At 64.9% G+C, this 16613-nt stretch carries 19 protein-coding genes and 1 tRNA gene; 7 read left to right on the top strand and 13 right to left on the bottom strand.

Annotation, left to right across the window (positions count from 1 at the left end):
• On the bottom strand, window positions 1-506 hold a 506-nt coding region (rmuC, locus tag JOY90_RS33235; protein ID WP_291695324.1), incomplete at its 3' end, for a DNA recombination protein RmuC.
• Window positions 507-684: 178 nt separating this feature from the next.
• Here rmuC and def point away from each other — a divergent pair.
• Genes def through truA form a run of 4 tightly spaced genes read left to right on the top strand, consistent with a single transcriptional unit; the run spans window position 685 to window position 3410 of the window.
• On the top strand, window positions 685-1212 hold the full coding sequence (def, locus tag JOY90_RS33230; protein WP_291695321.1) for a peptide deformylase: 528 nt from the start codon (window positions 685-687) through the stop codon (window positions 1210-1212).
• A 17-nt stretch (window positions 1213-1229) separates the two neighbouring features.
• Window positions 1230-2168, top strand: coding sequence for a methionyl-tRNA formyltransferase (gene fmt, locus JOY90_RS33225; RefSeq protein WP_291695320.1), 939 nt, complete (start codon window positions 1230-1232; stop codon window positions 2166-2168).
• Window positions 2165-2662 (top strand): GNAT family N-acetyltransferase, encoded by a 498-nt coding sequence (locus JOY90_RS33220; RefSeq protein ID WP_291695319.1) that lies wholly within the window; start codon window positions 2165-2167, stop codon window positions 2660-2662. Before fmt ends, JOY90_RS33220 begins: the two co-directional genes overlap by 4 nt.
• A 10-nt stretch (window positions 2663-2672) precedes the next feature.
• The gene (gene truA, locus JOY90_RS33215; protein WP_291695318.1) at window positions 2673-3410 is read left to right on the top strand and encodes a tRNA pseudouridine(38-40) synthase TruA; all 738 of its coding nucleotides are present in this window, start codon (window positions 2673-2675) and stop codon (window positions 3408-3410) included.
• A gap of 173 nt (window positions 3411-3583) precedes the next feature.
• On the opposite strand, the gene dapE is transcribed toward truA, so the two are convergent.
• From dapE to rpmH, 10 genes are all read right to left on the bottom strand, one after another.
• Window positions 3584-4750 carry a succinyl-diaminopimelate desuccinylase gene (gene dapE / locus JOY90_RS33210; protein ID WP_291695317.1) on the bottom strand — a complete coding sequence of 389 codons (1167 nt, stop codon included), beginning with the start codon at window positions 4748-4750 and terminating at the stop codon, window positions 3584-3586.
• A 46-nt stretch (window positions 4751-4796) separates the two neighbouring features.
• Window positions 4797-5642: a 2,3,4,5-tetrahydropyridine-2,6-dicarboxylate N-succinyltransferase gene (gene dapD, locus JOY90_RS33205; protein WP_291695316.1), complete on the bottom strand. Its 846-nt coding sequence runs from the start codon at window positions 5640-5642 to the stop codon at window positions 4797-4799.
• Between the two features lie 206 nt (window positions 5643-5848).
• Entirely contained in the window at window positions 5849-6544 is a 696-nt protein-coding gene (locus tag JOY90_RS33200) for a pyrimidine 5'-nucleotidase (RefSeq protein ID WP_291695315.1), read from the bottom strand.
• A gap of 164 nt (window positions 6545-6708) precedes the next feature.
• A complete protein-coding gene (locus JOY90_RS33195; RefSeq protein WP_291695323.1) occupies window positions 6709-7695 on the bottom strand; it encodes a DUF1036 domain-containing protein in 987 nt (328 codons plus the stop codon).
• Window positions 7696-7829: 134 nt separating this feature from the next.
• The gene (gene argB / locus JOY90_RS33190) at window positions 7830-8726 is read right to left on the bottom strand and encodes an acetylglutamate kinase (protein ID WP_291695314.1); all 897 of its coding nucleotides are present in this window, start codon (window positions 8724-8726) and stop codon (window positions 7830-7832) included.
• A 63-nt stretch (window positions 8727-8789) separates the two neighbouring features.
• Window positions 8790-9164: a DUF423 domain-containing protein gene (locus tag JOY90_RS33185; protein WP_291695313.1), complete on the bottom strand. Its 375-nt coding sequence runs from the start codon at window positions 9162-9164 to the stop codon at window positions 8790-8792.
• Window positions 9164-9814 carry a ribosome biogenesis GTP-binding protein YihA/YsxC gene (yihA, locus tag JOY90_RS33180; protein WP_291695312.1) on the bottom strand — a complete coding sequence of 217 codons (651 nt, stop codon included), beginning with the start codon at window positions 9812-9814 and terminating at the stop codon, window positions 9164-9166. Before yihA ends, JOY90_RS33185 begins: the two co-directional genes overlap by 1 nt.
• A gap of 24 nt (window positions 9815-9838) precedes the next feature.
• The gene (gene yidC / locus JOY90_RS33175) at window positions 9839-11767 is read right to left on the bottom strand and encodes a membrane protein insertase YidC (protein WP_291695311.1); all 1929 of its coding nucleotides are present in this window, start codon (window positions 11765-11767) and stop codon (window positions 9839-9841) included.
• A gap of 15 nt (window positions 11768-11782) precedes the next feature.
• Entirely contained in the window at window positions 11783-12139 is a 357-nt protein-coding gene (gene rnpA, locus JOY90_RS33170; protein ID WP_291695310.1) for a ribonuclease P protein component, read from the bottom strand.
• A 41-nt stretch (window positions 12140-12180) separates the two neighbouring features.
• A complete protein-coding gene (rpmH, locus tag JOY90_RS33165; RefSeq protein ID WP_008542748.1) occupies window positions 12181-12315 on the bottom strand; it encodes a 50S ribosomal protein L34 in 135 nt (44 codons plus the stop codon).
• 359 nt (window positions 12316-12674) lie between these two features.
• Here rpmH and JOY90_RS33160 point away from each other — a divergent pair, with 359 nt between their 5' ends.
• Together JOY90_RS33160 and JOY90_RS33155 are read left to right on the top strand one after the other, a co-directional pair.
• On the top strand, window positions 12675-14150 hold the full coding sequence (locus JOY90_RS33160; protein WP_291695322.1) for a HAMP domain-containing sensor histidine kinase: 1476 nt from the start codon (window positions 12675-12677) through the stop codon (window positions 14148-14150).
• 279 nt (window positions 14151-14429) lie between these two features.
• Window positions 14430-14506 (top strand) — tRNA-Arg (locus JOY90_RS33155).
• 193 nt (window positions 14507-14699) lie between these two features.
• Here JOY90_RS33155 and JOY90_RS33150 read toward each other — a convergent pair.
• Both JOY90_RS33150 and JOY90_RS33145 read right to left on the bottom strand, forming a co-directional pair.
• On the bottom strand, window positions 14700-15326 hold the full coding sequence (locus JOY90_RS33150; RefSeq protein ID WP_291695309.1) for a DUF2867 domain-containing protein: 627 nt from the start codon (window positions 15324-15326) through the stop codon (window positions 14700-14702).
• A 334-nt stretch (window positions 15327-15660) separates the two neighbouring features.
• A complete protein-coding gene (locus JOY90_RS33145) occupies window positions 15661-15846 on the bottom strand; it encodes a hypothetical protein (protein ID WP_291695308.1) in 186 nt (61 codons plus the stop codon).
• Between the two features lie 272 nt (window positions 15847-16118).
• On the opposite strand from JOY90_RS33145, the gene JOY90_RS33140 reads away from it, so the two are divergent.
• On the top strand, window positions 16119-16613 hold a 495-nt coding region (locus JOY90_RS33140; protein ID WP_291695307.1), incomplete at its 3' end, for a hypothetical protein.

The raw sequence follows: 16613 nt of genomic DNA, 5'->3' as shown, positions 1-16613 counted from the left end.
ACGATCGCCTCCATCCGCGCCTGGCCGAAGGCGCCGCGCGACTGCTTGTTGGCAAGCACGTCGCGGAGCGTCGTGACCTGCGAGGTCAGGTCGGTGAGGTTCTTGTGGGCATTGTCGATGATGCCGAGCCGCTCGTGCAGCACACGGAGCGAATCCATGGTGTTGCGGGTCGACTGCTCCATCGACTGGCCGACGCGGTGCGTGACCGAGTCGAGCCGCTCGTTGACCGCGCGCGCCATCTCGGCCTGGCGGCCGGCCAACGCCTGCGTCATCGCATCGACCCGGCCGTTGGATTCGCTCTGCGTGCGCATCACCTCGTGGAGCCGCGCTTCCAGCGCGTCGGCGCGCGCGGCCTGCGCCAGCGCGAACGCGGCGCCTCGGTTGCCGGATCGCGCTACCGCCACCGCGATGACGACGAGAAGCACGAGTGTGAGCGCGGCGAAGCCGCTCAGGGCCTCGCCGAGATGCACCGGCCAGTCGCCGATCAGGAACAGGACCTGGTTCATGTTCATGCGAGCTATGTAACCGATTCGTTGGCTTGGCGCGAACGAAGGGCGAACGTTTACGGTGAATTGTCGGTCGATTTTCATGGTTAACGGTCGGTGAAAAATCATGGTTAGCGAAGCCTTAACGACAGGCCGCAGCGCATTGACCGGGGAACACCGACCGCTTAAATCGCGCGCCATGCCCCTCAGAGAGATCATCATCCTGCCGGACAAGCGGTTGCGGCTCGTCTCCAAGCCTGTCGAGAAGGTCACGGCGGAGATCCGCAAGCTGGCGGAAGACATGTTCGAGACCATGTACGACGCCCCCGGCATCGGGCTCGCGGCGATCCAGGTCGCCGAGCCCGTGCGGCTGATCACCATGGATCTTGCCAAGCCGGATGAGAACGGCGAGACCAATCGGCAGCCGCGGGTCTTCATCAACCCGGAAATCCTGTCCTCGTCGGAGGAGAAATCGGTCTACGAGGAAGGCTGCCTGTCGATTCCCGAATATTACGAGGAGATCGAGCGGCCGGCCAAGGTGCGTGTGCGCTTCACCGATCTCGACGGCAAGCTGCATGAGGAGGACGCGGAAGGGCTGTTCGCCACCTGCATCCAGCACGAGATCGACCATCTCAACGGCGTGCTGTTCATCGACTATCTGTCCAAGCTGAAGCGCGACCGCGTGCAGAAGAAGTTCTCCAAGGCCGCCAAGCGCGCCGAGGAGTAACGCACCGAGCGAGTGTCATGCCCCTTCGTCTGATCTTCATGGGCACGCCCGACTTCTCCGTGCCGACGCTGCTGGAACTGGTGGCGCATGGGCATGAGATCGCGGCCGTCTATACCCGTGCGCCAAAACCCGGCGGACGGCGCGGACTGGGGTTGCAGCCGACCCCGGTCGAGATCGAGGCGCGGCGGCTCGGCATTCCGGTCTTGACCCCGAAGACGCTGAAGACGCCGCAGGCGCTGGCGGAGCTTTCGGCCCACGCGGCGGATGCCGCGGTCGTCGTGGCCTATGGCATGATCCTGCCGCAGGCGATCCTGGATGCGCCGAAGCTCGGCTGCTTCAACCTGCATGCCTCGCTGCTGCCGCGCTGGCGCGGCGCCGCGCCGATCAATCGCGCCATCATGGCGGGCGATGCCGAGACCGGCGTCATGGTGATGAGGATGGATGTCGGCCTCGACACCGGCGACGTGGCGATGGCGGAGCGCGTCGCGATCACGGATGGAATGACGGCGTCCGACCTGCACGACCGGCTGGCGCCGCTCGGCGCCGATCTGATGGTCCGCGCGATGGCAGCGCTGGAGCGTGGTGCGCTGCAATTGACGAAGCAGGCGGAAGAGGGCGTGACCTATGCCGCCAAGATCGAGAAGGCCGAGGCGCGGATCGATTGGAGCAAGCCGGCGCACGCCGTGCTGCGCCACATTCACGGCCTGTCGCCGTTTCCCGGTGCCTGGAGCGAGCTGGCGCTCGATGCGGCGCCGCCGGCGCGGATCAAGATTCTCCGCTGCGAACTGGCGGAAGGCGCGGGCACGCCGGGCGCGGTGCTGGACGACCGCCTCGCGATCGCCTGCGGCGCGGGTGCGATCCGCATCGTCGAATTGCAGCGCGCCGGCAAGGCGCCGATGCAGGCCGCGGACTTCTTGCGCGGCACGCCGCTGAAGGCGGGAGCGCGAATGCAATGAACATTCGGCCCGAATCGTCGGGTGATTTTGTGGCCGTTCGGGCCATCCTGCGCGAGGCCTTCGCCGGCGACGACGAGGCCGATCTGGTCGATCGCCTTCGCAACGATGGCGATCTCCTGTTGTCGATGGTGGCCGAGGAGGCGGGGCAGGTCGTCGGCCATGTCGCCTTTTCACGGCTATGGCTGCGGCACGATGGGCAGCGCCTGCCGGGCGTCAGCCTTGCGCCGCTGTCCGTCATGCCCGGTCACAGGCGACACGGCATCGGTGCGGCGCTGGTGGAGGCCGGGCATGGCCGTCTGCGGCACGCCGGCGAAAGCATCATCTTCGTGCTCGGCGATCCCGCCTATTACGGCTGCTTCGGCTATTCGATCGCGGCCGCCCGGGCTTTCGATTGCGTCTATGCCGGACCGCATTTTCAGGCGCTGGTCCTGACGAGCCTGGCGCCGAAGGCGGGCGCGATCACCTATGCTGCATCGTTCGACGGCCTGGCGTAGTCTTCCACACATGCCCCGCTACAAGCTCATCATCGAATATGACGGCGCGCCGTTCGCAGGCTGGCAACTCCAGGCCGACCAGCCGAGCGTGCAGGGCGCGCTCGAAGCCGCGGTCAAGGCGACCTGCGGCGAGGATGTCCGGGTGCATGGCGCGGGCCGCACCGATGCCGGCGTGCATGCGCTCGGCCAGGTCGCGCATTGCGACATCGCAAAACCTTTTCGTGCCGATCGGCTGCGGGATGCGCTGAACGCGCATCTGCGGCCAAATCCCATCGCCGTGCTCTCGGCCGCGATCGTGCCCGAGACGTTCGAGGCGCGATTCTCCGCCGTCAAGCGGCACTATCTCTATCGCATCCACAACACGCGGGCGAACCTCGCGCTCGAGATCGGGCGGGTCTGGCGCGTGCCGCGGCGGCTCGACGCCGATGCGATGCATGCGGCCGCGCGCCGCCTGCTCGGCAAGCACGATTTCACCACCTTCCGCGACACCGAGTGCCAGGCGAAGTCGCCGGAGAAGACGCTCGACCAGCTCGATGTGATCCGCCAAGGCGATGCGATCCGCATCGTCACCTCGGCGCGCTCGTTCCTGCACAGCCAGGTGCGCTCGATGGTGGGCTCGCTGGTCTGGGTCGGCGAGGGCCGCTGGAGCGCCGACGATCTCGCCGCCGCCCTCGCCGCACGCAACCGCGCCGCTTGCGGCGTGGTTGCGCCACCGGAAGGGCTTTATCTGGTGAAGGTGGATTATTGAGCCCGGAATCGCAGGGTGGGCTAAGCTTCGCCGAAGCTCGCAGAGCGAAGGCGGAAGCGTGCCCACCATTCTCTCAGCAGCACGGCTTGAAATGGTGGGCACGCTCCTGTCTTTGCGTGGCGTGCCCGCAGTGTACGCGGCCGCTTAGCCCACCCCTACGGATGTCGCTGCATTCAAGCAAAATACCGTGCCAATATCCCGCGATAGATACGTGTCAGCTTCTCGATGTCCTCGATCGAAGCGCGCTCGTCGACCTGGTGCATGGTCTGGCCGAGCAGGCCGAACTCGATCACCGGGCAGTAGCTCGAAATGAAGCGCCCGTCCGAGGTGCCGCCGGTGGTGGACAGCTCGGGAGTCCGGCCCGTCACCTCCTCGATCGCGGCGATCGCGAGATCGGTGAACGGTCCGGGCCTGGTCAGGAACACGTTGGAGTTCGACGGCAGCCACTCGATACGTGCGCGGATGCGGTCGCCGGCGGCCTTGGCGAGCCGCGCCTCGACCAGCGCGCGCAGCGATTGCTGGCTGTGGCAGTCGTTGTAGCGGATGTTGAATTTCGCACGCGCCTGGCCAGGGATCACGTTGGTGGCGCTGTTGCCGACATCGACCGAGGTGAATTCGAGATTGGACGGCTGGAATTGCCTGCTGCCCTGGTCGAGCGGCTCGTCGGCAAGCGCCACGATCAAGCGCGCAATGTCCGGCACCGGGTTCGCCGCGCGCTGCGGATAGGCGACGTGGCCCTGCCGGCCTTCGACGTGGAGCGTGCCGGACTGCGAGCCGCGGCGGCCGACCTTGATGCAGTCGCCGAGCACCTGCTGGCTGGAAGGTTCGCCCAGCACGCAATGGTCGAATGTCTCGCCGCGCGCGGCCACCCATTGCAGCAGCTTGACGGTACCGTTGACGGACACGTCCTCCTCGTCGCCGGTGATCAAAAACGAGATCGAGCCGTTGCCGTCCGCGCGCGGCCTGCCGCCATGCGCGGCGAGATGTTCGAGCACGGCGGCGACGCCGCAGGCGATGCCACCCTTCATGTCGACCGCGCCGCGGCCGTAGAGAAAGCCGTCCTTCACCTCGCCGTAAAACGCGCCGTGGCGCCAGGCGCTCTCGTCGCCCGCCGGCACCACATCGGTGTGGCCGGCGAAGGTGAGATGCGGCGCCTCGCTGCCGATGCGGGCATAGAGGTTATCGACGTCGGCGGTGCCCACTTCGGAGAAGGTGACGCGATGGGTCTCGAAGCCGTGTGCTTTGAGCAGCTCTTCGAGAACGCCGAGCGCGCCGGCGTCGGCAGGCGTGACGGACGGGCAGCGGATCAGGGCCTGCGCGATAGAGAGAGCATCGGTCATGGCCCGCCGTCCGTATTGGTCGTGATGCGATCGAAACCTGAGTCGGTCAGTCCCGCAGCAGCTCGTTGATCGAGGTTTTCGAACGGGTCCGCTCGTCGACGCGCTTCACGATGACGGCGCAAGCCGTGGACGGCCCCGGCTGGCCGTTCTTCATCGGCTTGCCCGGCAGCGCGCCCGGCACCACCACGGAATATTCCGGCACCTCGCCCACGAACACCTCGCCGCTCTCGCGGTCGACGATCTTGGTGGAGGCGCCGAGGAACACGCCCATCGCCAGCACCGCGCCCCGGCGCACGATCACGCCCTCGGCGACCTCGCTGCGCGCGCCGATGAAGCAGTCGTCCTCGACGATCACGGGTTCGGCCTGCAATGGCTCCAGCACGCCGCCGATGCCGACGCCGCCGGAAATGTGCACCCGCTTGCCGATCTGGGCACAGGAGCCGACGGTGGACCAGGTGTCGATCATGGTCGCCTCATCGACATAGGCGCCGAGATTGACGAAGGACGGCATCAGCACGACGTTGCGGGCGATGAAGGCGGAGCGGCGCACGATCGTGCCGGGCACGGCGCGGAAGCCGGCGTCGCGAAAACGGTTCTCGCCCCAGCCGTCGAATTTCGAGGGCACCTTGTCCCACCACGATGCCTTGCCGGGGCCGCCGGGAATCGCGCTCATGTCGTTGAGGCGGAACGACAGCAGCACCGCCTTCTTCAGCCATTGATGCACGTTCCATTTGCCGCTCGCGTCGCGCTCGGCGACCCGCGCCTCGCCCTTGTCCAGAAGCTCGAGCGCATGGTCGACCGCCTCGCGCACCTCGCCCTTGGTCGCGGTCGAGATGCCGTCGCGCGCGTCGAACGCGCCGTTGATGGTGGTTTCGAGCTGGGTGGCGGACATCGAGTCTTTCCTTGGCCGAATGTTCTAGCGGCTTTTTCGGGATTTGCGCGAAGAGAGTCAAGCTTTGTAGGATGGTAGAGCGGCGTAGGGCGGGCTAAGGCGCGTGAGCGCCGTGCCCACCATCCATCGACTCCATGGTTCTGCGTGGTGGGCACGCTTCTGCCTTGGCGTGGTGTGCTTCTGTGCATGCGGCCGCCTAGCCCACCCTATGCCTTCTCCGCCAGCTTCTGCAAAAATCCCGTCAGATCATCCGTGACGTGATCGACATGAGACGCATCCCGCCCCTCCAACTCCCAGTCTTCGCGCACCACTTCCCTGGAGCCGTCGGGCACCACCAGCACCGTGGTCATGCCGAGCTCATGCGGCACCACGAGGTTGCGCGCCAGATCCTCGAACATCGCGGCCCTGGTCGGATCGACGGCGTGGTCGCTGAGGAATTTCCGGTAGGTCTGCGGCGCCGGCTTCGGCTCGAGCTCGGCGGCGATGATGTCGAACACCGCCTCGAACTGCTCGGTCAGCCCGAGCCGCGCCAGCACGGCGCCGGCGTGATCGGTCGAGCCGTTGGTCAGGATCAGCTTGCGGCCGGGCAGTTTTGCGATCGCCGCGCCCATCGCGGGATTGGGCTCCAGCGGCGAATGATCGATCCGGTGCACATAGGCGAGATAGTCGTCGGCGCGCACACCGTGCTCGGTCATCATGCCGCGCATGGTGGTGCCATAGCGCAGGTAATAGTCCTTCTGGATGCGGCGCGCTTCCTCCGTCGAAACCTTGAGCCAGGCGCCGACGAACTCGCTGATCCGCGCGTCCACCTGCTGCCACAGGTTGAGGTGATGCGGATACAGCGTGTTGTCGAGGTCGAACACCCAGCTGTCGATGTGATCGAAGAGGCGAGGGGATTTCATGTCGTTCTCTCGGTGTCGTCGCCCGGCTTGCTTGCCCGCCGAAGCCCTTGGCGTAGGCGGGACCGGCGACCCAGTACGCCGCGGCTTATCGGCTCCAGCCTGATGTTTCTGGAATGCTGGATCGCCCGGTCATGCCGGGCGATGACGGTTGACTCATATGGTATTCACGGCATCGCAAATCGCAAAGTCTTGCCGCCGCCCGACAGGTCGACCGGGACGAAGCCGGTGGCGGCGAAGCCGCGGCTCGAACAATCGCCCTGCTCGCTGGTCTCGAACTTGTTCTCGCGCGTGCAGAGCTGCTTCGCGCCGCCCCAGTTCAGCGGCCGGTCCTTGAATTTGACCGCGTGGTTGTCGGCGTCGACGGCCTCGGCAAAGCTGAAAATCTGCCGCGGCTGGCCGGTGACGTCGGGATGGACGCATTTGCCCGGCTCGATGCGATACCAGCCGCGGCTGACCACCTGCTTGCCGTCGTCGGTCGCGACCGCCGCCATGATCTTGTGCGGGGTGTCGTTGCACCAGGTCAGCCCGATCGCGGAGGGCGCCTGCACCGCCTCGATCATGGCCGAGAAGAAGTTCGGCGCCTGCACGGTGTCGGCGGCAAGCCCGCGGCTTTTCAGGAAGGCCGCGAGCGCCGATTGCGTCTTCGGACCATCGACGCCGTCGATCGGCGCCGCGTCGTAGCCGGCGATCACGAGCAGCCGCTGGACGGCGGCCAGCCGCGCCTGCTCGTCGTCATAGTCGGCGTCCTCGGCGAGGTAGGCAACCATGTTGCCGTCGTCGGCCGGCGTCGGCGTGATCTGGGTGAAGGGCACCGCCGTCTGCCCGGCGCGGCATTGGCGCGCGGCGGCGATGACGAAGTCCTGCTGCGCGACGCAGAGGGTGTCGCCGCCGTTCTGCGGCACCGGCGAGGCGCCATAGACGCCGAGCGCGCGCGCATGGAGCAGGATGCGGTCGGCGGCGAGCGTGCCCTGCACGACGACCCGGCAGGCGGCAGGGTCGATGCGGAACCAGCCGCGGGTCGCGGTGGCCGACTTGTCGTCGACGCCGATCGCGGCCTCGATCACATAGCTCATGCGGTTGCAGAGCTTCAGGCCGGCGAGCGCCGGGTTGGACGAGACCAGCAGGCACACGGCGGCGGCGGGCAGCGGCATCAACAGGCGGGTCAGGAGCGGACGCCGCCGGATCTTTCGGCCCGACAGGCCACCGCGGCGCGGATACGCGAGCTCCCCGATCGCCGGGACATGGCCGGCGGTGACGATCTCCTTTCGGGTCGCCGCCTTGATCATCACTTGTGGATCAGCGTCCCGGTGCCCTGGTTGGTGAAGAGTTCGAGCAGCACGGCGTGCGGCGTCTTGCCATCGATGATGACGACGCCCTGCACGCCCTGCTCGAGGGCGTAGATGCAGGTTTCCACCTTCGGGATCATGCCGCCGGAAATGGTGCCGTCGGCGATCAGCCTGCGCGCGTCCTTCACAGACAATTGAGGAATGAGCTTCTTCTCCTTGTTGAGCACGCCAGGCACGTCGGTCAGCAGCAACAGCCGCTTGGCCTTCAGCGCGCCCGCCACGGCGCCCGCAAAGGTGTCGGCATTGACGTTGAAGGTCTGCCCGCTCTTGGAGGTGGCGAGCGGCGCCAGCACCGGGATCAGCTCGTAGCCGATGATCTGGTTCAACAGCGTGAGGTCGACCTTCTCCGGTTCGCCGACGAAGCCGAGGTCGACCACCTTCTCGATATGCGAGCCCGGATCGACCATGGTGCGCGTTGCCTTGGCCGCCGTCACCATGTTGCCATCCTTGCCGCAGAGGCCGACGGCCTTGCCGCCGGCCTCGTTGATGTAGCCGACGAGCTGCTTGTTGATCGAGCCGGCCAGCACCATCTCGACGATCTCGATGGTGGCGGCATCGGTGATGCGCAGGCCGGCTGCGAATTCCGAATGGATGCCGAGCCGCTTCAGCATGGTCGCGATCTGCGGCCCGCCGCCATGGACCACGACGGGGTTGATCGCGGTCTGCTCCAAAAGCACGATGTCGCGGGCGAAGGCGCGGGCGGTGTCCTCCGCGCCCATGGCATGTCCGCCATATTTGATGACGATGGTCTCATCGTCATATTGCTGCATGTGCGGCAGCGCTTCGGACAGGATGCGGGCCTGATCGAGCGGGCTGATGTCGGTCGCGTCGGTCATGAAGCGGTTCTCGGCTTGCGGGACGAGCCGCCTTCTAGCCGATCGGCAGCCCTGCGAAAAGCCTCACCTCCGGCGCGGCCAGGCTGCGCTGAGCGCGAGCACCAGCCAGCTTGCAATCAAGAGCGTGCCGCCGGTCGGAGCCGCGAACGGAAACAGCCGGTGTCCGGCATAGTGCCGCGCGGCGAGGTCGCCGGCGAACAGCAGCGCCGCGATCACGAAGCCGGCGGCGGCGGCGAGCCCGATGCGCTCCTGGACCAGGCTCCGATCGGCGAGCAGCACACAGGCGATCACGGCCGGCGCGTGGAACAGCAGCATGGAGGACGCCGTTCCTAGCACGCCCGCCTGGTCCTGGTGCGCTGCCGCCGCGGCCAGGGCCACGCCGCAGGCGCCCATCAGCGCGGCCAGCACGATCAGCAGACGGCCCGGCGCCGACGCCATCAGCCGCGCTCCGCCAGCAACTGCGCCATCGCCGCGCGCAGGACGGCAATCCCGGCACCGGAGCGCGATGAGGTCGCGAGCACGTCGGGAAATGCGGCGGGATGCCGGGAGAGCGCCGCCTTGGTTGCGCCGACGCAGGCGTCGAGCTCGGCAGGCTTCACCTGGTCGGCCTTGGTCAGCACGATCTGGTAGCTCATGGCGGCCTTGTCGAGCGTCTTCAGCACGTCGAGATCGACGTCCTTCAGGCCGTGTCGTGCGTCGATCAGCACATAGACCCGCGCCAGCGAGGCGCGGCCGGCCAGGAATTGGTGGATCAGCAAGGTCCAGGCCGCGACCTTGGTTTTCGGCGCGGCGGCGTAGCCGTAGCCGGGCATGTCGACCAGCCGCAGCCCGGCATGATCGGCGCTCTCGAAGAAGATCAGCTCCTGGGTGCGGCCCGGCGTGTGCGAGGTGCGCGCCAGCGCGTTGCGGCCGGTGAGCGCGTTGATCAGCGAGGACTTGCCGACATTGGAGCGGCCGGCGAAGGCGACCTCGAGCGCGCCCATCGGCGGCAGCGCCGCAATCGACGGCGCCGCGGCGACGAAGTGCCAGTCGCCGGCGAACAGTCTTCTGCCGCGCTCGGTCAGCTCCGCGTCGATCTCGGTGGTCATGCGACGACTCTCACCGCGTCGACGTCACGCGCTGGTTTTGGTCTCCAGGTTCTTCTTCAGCCCGAAGGCCGACCTGATGTTGTCGAACAATTCCACCTTCACGCCGTTGCGGCGCATGATGAAGCTCTGCTGCAGCACCGAGAGCAGGTTGTTCCAGGCCCAGTAGATCACGAGGCCCGCCGGGAAGCCGGCCAGCATGAAGGTGAAGATCAGGGGCATCCAGGCGAAGATCGCCTGCTGGGTCGGGTCCGGCGCCGACGGGTTGAGCTTGAACTGCAGCCACATCGTGACGCCCATGATCATCGGCCAGATGCCGAGCGCGAGATAGTGGCCGAACAGGGGAAGCTGGGTCGGGTCGTAGTGAAACAGGCCGAACAGCGTGAACAGGTTGGTCGGATCGGGCGCGGAGAGATCCTTGATCCAGCCGAAGAACGGCGCGTGCCGCATCTCGATGGTGACGAACAGCACCTTGTAGAGCGAGAAGAACACCGGGATCTGCAGGGCGACGGGAAGGCAGCCCGCGATCGGGTTGATCTTCTCCTTCTTGTAGATCTCCATCATCTCCTGCTGCTGCTTCATCTTGTCGTCGGGATAGCGCTCCTTCAGCGCGGCAAGCTGCGGCTGGATCGACTTCATCTTCGCCATCGAGGCGTAGGACTTGTTGGCGAGCGGGAAGAACAGCAGCTTCACGATCACGGTGACGAGCAGGATCGAGATGCCGAAATTGCCGAACAGCCGGTAGAAGAAGTCGAGGCCCAGGAACATCGGCTTGGTGATGAAGTAGAACCAGCCCCAGTCGATCAGGAGGTCGAAATGGTTGAGCGAGAGCTCGCGGTTGTAGCCGCCGAAGCCGCCCACGGGGAAATTGATGCCGACGACGCCGGCCTCCTTGGCGCCGGCGAACAGGCGGGTGTTGACCACGCCGGTGCCGCCGATCGCGACCGTCTTCGGATCCTCCAGATAGTCGGTCTGGTAGCTCCTGGTGCTGCCGAGCGGGCTCGACGAGAAGCTCGCCTTCAGCTTCGCCGAGGTGTCGGGCAACAGCGCCGCGGCCCAGTATTTGTCGGTGATGCCGAGCCAGCCGTCGGTGGCGGTGAACTCGTAGCCCTTGGCGCCGCCGCGGTCGGAAAGCACCGGCGCCTCGTCGATCTTCTTGTAGGCGTATTGCTGCAGCCCCTCCTCGCCGACGTAGCCGATCAGGCCCTCATGCAGGATGTAGTAGCCGGAGACCTGGGGCGTGCCGTGGCGCGAGATCAGCCCGAACGGATAGAGCGTCACCGGCGCGTTGCCGATATTGGTGACCTCGTCCTTGATGTTGAAGAGATAGCGGTCGTCGATCGAGACGGTGCGGCGGAAGGTGAGGCCGTCGCCATTGTCGTATTTCAGCACCACGGGGTTGGTCGGCGTGAGATCGCCCGAGCCTTCCTGCTGCCAAATCGTGCTCTGGTCGGGCAGCCGCACGGTCGAACCGGCGGCGGGAACCCAGCCGAACTCCGCATAATAGGGGCTGGCGGTGCCCGACGGCGAGAACAGCACGATCGGCGGCGAAGCCGGATCGACGGTGTCGCGGAACTTGATCAGCGAGAGGTCGTCGATGCGTCCGCCCTTCAGGGAAATCGTGCCCGACAGGCTCGGGCTGTCGATCTTGATCCGCGGACCGGCGGAAATGGCGCTGTCGCGGCTGACGATGGTGGTGCTGGACGAAGGGGCCGGGGCGCCCGAGGCGGGCGCAGGGACATCGCCGGATTGGGGCGTGCTGGATGGCGCGGTGGTGGGAGTGGATGAAGAGTTGTTCGATGGATTGTTCGATAAATTGTTCTTGGCGAGCTCGGCCTGGGTCTGGCTCTGCGCGCGCTGCCGCTCCATCTGCGGGATGTTGTAGAAATATTGCCAGGCAATCAGCACGAGACCCGACAGAATCACGGCAATGATGGTATTCCGGTTCTCGATCATTGTTTCAAGGTCTCGTCACTCGGTGCGGGTTGCAGCCGGCCTAGCACGCTGCCGGTCGAGGCGCTTCAGCGCCGCATGGAGGTCGTCGACCATCGCCGCGAAATCACGCGTCAGCGCGGCGCGACGGCCGACCACCACATAATCATGGTGCGGCCGCAGTGCCATGACGTCGACCCGCCTGACCATCTCGCGCAGCCGGCGGCGGATGCGGTTGCGCTCGGTCGCGGTGCCGTTCTGCTTGGAGACGGTGAATCCGATCCGGACCGGACCAAGATCGTCCCGGGCGCGGCCCTGCAGGACGAACGCGACGCCGCTGGCCCGCGCTCCCTTGGCAACGGCGAGAAAATCCGCCCGCTGCCTGAGCCGATTCATGTCTGATGTCTCCGGTCTGATGTCTCCGGGAGCCGTCCGCCTCAGGCACTCAGGCGCTTGCGGCCCCGTGCGCGGCGCGCGGCCAGCACCTTGCGGCCGCCGGCGGTGGCCAGGCGAGCGCGGAAGCCGTGACGGCGCTTGCGCACCAGTTTGGAGGGTTGATAAGTCCGCTTCACGGGTCATTCTCCGCTGGCCGGCAATCTGCCTTGAGGGATTGAGGGTTACGTCCTAAGATGCTGGCAGGCCCAAACGGGGCCGTTCTCGGCCCAAAAGCGAGCCGCCCCGGACGGGCCGGGGCATCGCGGACAAATTCGCGCGGCTTATACGGGAGCGGCCGGTTTTCGTCAATCAGGCCGAATGCCACGGCGGCGGCTCCCGGAACGTCCTGAATTTGATGCGAAAGCTCCGGGTTCCGGAGGGCTTGCGTGGTGTTGTTACACCCGTAGCCCTAAATGAGATGACATTAGCGATCCGTAATTTGACCGGTCACGGCGGCGGATCGCATCCTGAGTGCAGAGCAACAAAGGCAGATTTGCTGTCAGTGACCGAGGAAAGAGCGACCACGGAACCAACGCTCGCAAGGCTGCCGCGCAGGCTCGGCCTGTCCGGCAAGCTGCTGCTGCTGACCATTCCGCTGGTCATGATCGCGGGCCTGATGATCTACGTGCCGGCGATCGCCAATTTCCGGATGAACCGGCTGAACGACCGGCTGGCCGCCGCCAATACCGCCGCGCTCGTGCTCGATGCCGCGCCGTCCGGCATGGTGCCGGATTCGCTGGCGCGTCAGATCCTGACCAGCATCGGGGCCCGCGCGGTCGCCATCAAGATGGGCCAGCAGCGCCGGCTGCTCGCCAGCGCCGACCTGCCGGCCTCGATCGACCATGATATCGACATCCGCGACACCACGGTGTGGTCGGCGATATCAGGCACATTCGAAATGATGCTGGAGCGCGGCAACCAGTCGATCCGCGTGGTCGGGCCGGCGCCGGGCGGCGCGGAATTCATCGAGGTGGTGATCGACGAATTGCCGCTGCGCGAGGCGATCTACCGGTTCAACCGCAATCTGCTGCTGGTTTCGCTGCTGATCGGAGTCCTGACCGCGGCGCTGGTCTATTTCGCGCTGCATTTCATGTTCGTGCGGCCGATGCGGCGCCTGACCGACAGCATGGTCGGCTTCCATGAGAACCCGGAAAGCGCGGCGCGCATCATCGAGCCGAGTCATCGCGGTGACGAGATCGGGGTGGCCGAGCGCGAATTGTCGGCGATGCAGCGCGACCTGTTGTCGATGCTGCATCAGAAGAGCCGGCTCGCGGCGCTGGGCCTTGCGGTCTCCAAGATCAATCACGATCTGCGCAACCTGCTCGCGTCCTCGCAGCTCCTGTCCGACCAGCTCGCCAGCGTGCCCGATCCCCGGGTGCAGCGCTTCGCGCCGAAACTGATGCGTTCGCTGGAGCGGGCGATCGCCTTCTGCCAGTCGACCTTGTCCTACGGCCGCGCCCAGGAGGCGGCGCCCGACCGCCGCCTGATCGCGATCGAGCCCGTGGTCGCCGAGGTGCGCGAGACCGCGGGCCTCGCCAACGATGCCACGATCGCCTGGATCAGCGCGATCGAGCGCGGCCTGACCGTGGATGCCGATCCGGACCAGCTGTTCCGGGTGCTGCTCAACCTCGTGCGCAACGCCGCCCAGGCGCTGGAGAGCCACCCCCGCAACGACCCCGCCAGCATGCAGATCCGCGTCACCGGCCGGCGCGAGGGCGCGGTCGCGATCCTGGAGGTGTCGGACACCGGTCCGGGCGTGCCGCAGAAGGCACGCGACCATCTGTTCGAGGCGTTCCAGTCGTCGAGCCGCCCCGGCGGCAGCGGGCTCGGCCTTGCGATCGCCGCCGAGCTCGTCCGCGCCCATGACGGCGACATTTCGCTGGTCGAGGGCACGATCGGCGCCACCTTCCGCATCGTGATCCCGGACCGCCCGGTCGAGCTGCTGTCGATCCGCAACGAGCGACGGGCCTGAGCCTCCGGCCGCGCGGCGCGTGATTGGCGCTCTCTCCGGTTCTCTCCTCCTGGAAGTCTTAGATCGTGGCGTGGTCCATTTGCACGGGCGGTGCGCTCCCTTCTCGCTTGCGGGGAGGGTTGGGAAGAGGGGTGGACGCGAAATCGGTCCAGCCGGGACATTCCTCCCGCTTGCCAATCCGCCCCGGAGCGGGTAGTCAGGGCGCTCTTTCGCGGACCTTTCCGGGGCTCGTTCCCGGAAAATGCGGCGGGCCTCGGGCCCGGCATCACCGGCGAAAACGCGCCCGTAGCTCAGCTGGATAGAGCATCAGACTACGAATCTGAGGGTCGGACGTTCGAATCGTTCCGGGCGCGCCATTTCACTTACGACCCGTTCCGAACACATGGGTTACAGTTTATTCTGGCGACATAGGTGCTGCCGGGCCACCGGAGGCCAGGTGCGCAGGAGTTGCGATCGCGGTGCGCGCGTTGTTTGCGGATCGACGCAGAAGGATCATGAGCAGACGGCGTTCTGGTCGGGCGCGGTAAGATGCTGAGAGCATGGGGCAAGCTATAGGCGCTGCGCATTAAGCGCGTTCGTCATCAGCTTCTGCAAGCCGAATTTGTGAAATGGAATGATGCAGGACAAGTAGTATTGTCCGAACTTGTTGTGAACCATGCAAAGGGTAGACACCACAACGCTTGGCCCAATGCCGTCGTGTACCTTCATGACCGAGAGCCTGAAATCCATATGCTTGTTGTCCCGGCCTGCAACGAGTTCGTCCGAGCCGAGAAAAAAGATGGGCCATGGTCCGATCTTTTCGCCGACAGAGTAGTGGTCTCTCTTTTCCACGTTCATTATCTCCGACGTGGTCGGCACCTCCAGGCCGGCTAAAGCTGCGCCCTTGTTGCGCGCAATCAACATCAGATTCATCCAGCCGGGCCGCCGGGCGAAAATTGCGAAGAAGATTTCAATGATACCAAGGTCCGAGCGACTCAGGGGTGCGCGGTAGGCGTCACGAAAATCAGCACCTTCGATCAGGTCGTTGCCCAATACGCTATGGCGGGGCACATCGCATTCGACAACATTCATAACTGCCCTCCCGGTACCGGGCTCCTCGTCCCCTTCGGGATTCGACCCTTGCCGATCTGCAGGATGTTTTTCCATCAAAGGCATCGGCTCCATGGACTCATCCATGCGAGACCGCTCCGCCATGATCATAGCAGAAAGTCGCAGGGCGTCGCAGAATCGCGGATCTTAGAGCATGGCGGGGTACCGCGTCATAGCGCCACGGCGAAGCAATATTGCCCATCTTCATCGGCCGTGGCGCGCCAACAAATTCAAGTAGTTAGCCGGTTCCGCCCTAATCTCGAAATTGCCGCAGCTACCAACTAGTCGTACTAAGTCACATGTATGGTGCTCTCGTTGAAATTCTTGAGCTTTTTGGAACGACCATATTTGCACAAAGACGAGTCGATTCAATGGCTTGAGTCTTCTTGTGACTCAGTACGACTAGCTATCACTACGAAGGCTAGTGCTCGGTCGAATCGTCGTCCCGAACAGGCAATCCCAAGTTTCGCCAGAACGCCAATAAGCAGGCGTTGCAGACCGGCTCGTTAAGGGGCAGCGTGTCGAGGTTGGCGCGAAAGGCATCTCGCTCGCTCCGCCACAAGCGCGAGCAAAGAGCGCAATGGTCTTCATCGACAAAATCCGACATCGCAGCTTCCGACCCACGGATACTGAATGAGCGATCGTAAGCGGAATCTCTTCGCGATATGGATGATATTAAGCGCATGTTGGGCGATCTTCCAAATCAGTAGGGGGCCAGACCAAGAGCCGGTCCTGTTAGTATTCAGGGCTACGTTTCCTCCGATTCTTGTACTTCTGATATTTTCAACAGCGCGTGGGATTGTACGGATTTGGAGGCGACTTGGAGAACACTGGTCAGGATTGCAAAACAACGTCCGTAGGGGTTTGCTGCGGCTATACTTGGCGATCGCGGTACCTTGGGTGATTTGGTACAGCTATCAAATCTATGACGTGCTTCGAGGGCATCATTACCCGACGTGGCATCACGTTTCACACGCGTTTTGGTCAATGATGATTGTGCCAGTCGGCTGCCCAATCGCAGTTCTACTTGGCCTGTGGGTTTTTGCTGGTTTTGCTAGGAGTATTCCTGGCGAGAACAAGATACACCGCGATGAGTGCCGACAAGGCGGTAGTCCGCTTGAAGCCGGAAGGGCTCTAGGGGAAATCTTTGTAAAGCCCGACGTGTGGCGTAGCTTTGATGGAATAGACTATCCGGTTTCGAAAGCAATAGCGAGCTACGAGACTGCATTCGCGCGGCTGGCCATTATCAAGGATGCTGTTAGAAGATGGAAGCCGGACGTCATTGCCGTTCAAGTGTTGCGTGGTATCGATCAATATGCTGGGGAGGCTTTTTCGGACTACATAAGTGCAGATGCGCGGAGGCATTACCGCGAA

The organism is Bradyrhizobium sp. (genome assembly GCF_019242285.1).
Taxonomy (GTDB): domain Bacteria; phylum Pseudomonadota; class Alphaproteobacteria; order Rhizobiales; family Xanthobacteraceae; genus Bradyrhizobium.
This window is presented reverse-complemented; position numbering and strand designations above follow the sequence as displayed.

What these genes read in the sequence shown, in the direction of transcription:
- yihA (WP_291695312.1), bottom strand. Translation starts at nt 9,814, where the DNA reads ATGACCACCGAGATCGACGCGGAGCTGACCGAGCGCGGCAGAAGACTG.
- rnpA (WP_291695310.1), bottom strand. Translation starts at nt 12,139, where the DNA reads ATGAATCGGCTCAGGCAGCGGGCGGATTTTCTCGCCGTTGCCAAGGGA.
- dapD (WP_291695316.1), bottom strand. Translation starts at nt 5,642, where the DNA reads ATGTCCGCCACCCAGCTCGAAACCACCATCAACGGCGCGTTCGACGCG.
- def (WP_291695321.1), top strand. Translation starts at nt 685, where the DNA reads ATGCCCCTCAGAGAGATCATCATCCTGCCGGACAAGCGGTTGCGGCTC.
- truA (WP_291695318.1), top strand. Translation starts at nt 2,673, where the DNA reads ATGCCCCGCTACAAGCTCATCATCGAATATGACGGCGCGCCGTTCGCA.
- JOY90_RS33200 (WP_291695315.1), bottom strand. Translation starts at nt 6,544, where the DNA reads ATGAAATCCCCTCGCCTCTTCGATCACATCGACAGCTGGGTGTTCGAC.
- JOY90_RS33150 (WP_291695309.1), bottom strand. Translation starts at nt 15,326, where the DNA reads ATGGATGAGTCCATGGAGCCGATGCCTTTGATGGAAAAACATCCTGCA.
- JOY90_RS33220 (WP_291695319.1), top strand. Translation starts at nt 2,165, where the DNA reads ATGAACATTCGGCCCGAATCGTCGGGTGATTTTGTGGCCGTTCGGGCC.
- JOY90_RS33195 (WP_291695323.1), bottom strand. Translation starts at nt 7,695, where the DNA reads ATGCCGCTGCCCGCCGCCGCCGTGTGCCTGCTGGTCTCGTCCAACCCG.
- JOY90_RS33145 (WP_291695308.1), bottom strand. Translation starts at nt 15,846, where the DNA reads ATGTCGGATTTTGTCGATGAAGACCATTGCGCTCTTTGCTCGCGCTTG.
- argB (WP_291695314.1), bottom strand. Translation starts at nt 8,726, where the DNA reads ATGACCGACGCGACCGACATCAGCCCGCTCGATCAGGCCCGCATCCTG.
- fmt (WP_291695320.1), top strand. Translation starts at nt 1,230, where the DNA reads ATGCCCCTTCGTCTGATCTTCATGGGCACGCCCGACTTCTCCGTGCCG.
- yidC (WP_291695311.1), bottom strand. Translation starts at nt 11,767, where the DNA reads ATGATCGAGAACCGGAATACCATCATTGCCGTGATTCTGTCGGGTCTC.
- dapE (WP_291695317.1), bottom strand. Translation starts at nt 4,750, where the DNA reads ATGACCGATGCTCTCTCTATCGCGCAGGCCCTGATCCGCTGCCCGTCC.
- JOY90_RS33185 (WP_291695313.1), bottom strand. Translation starts at nt 9,164, where the DNA reads ATGGCGTCGGCGCCGGGCCGTCTGCTGATCGTGCTGGCCGCGCTGATG.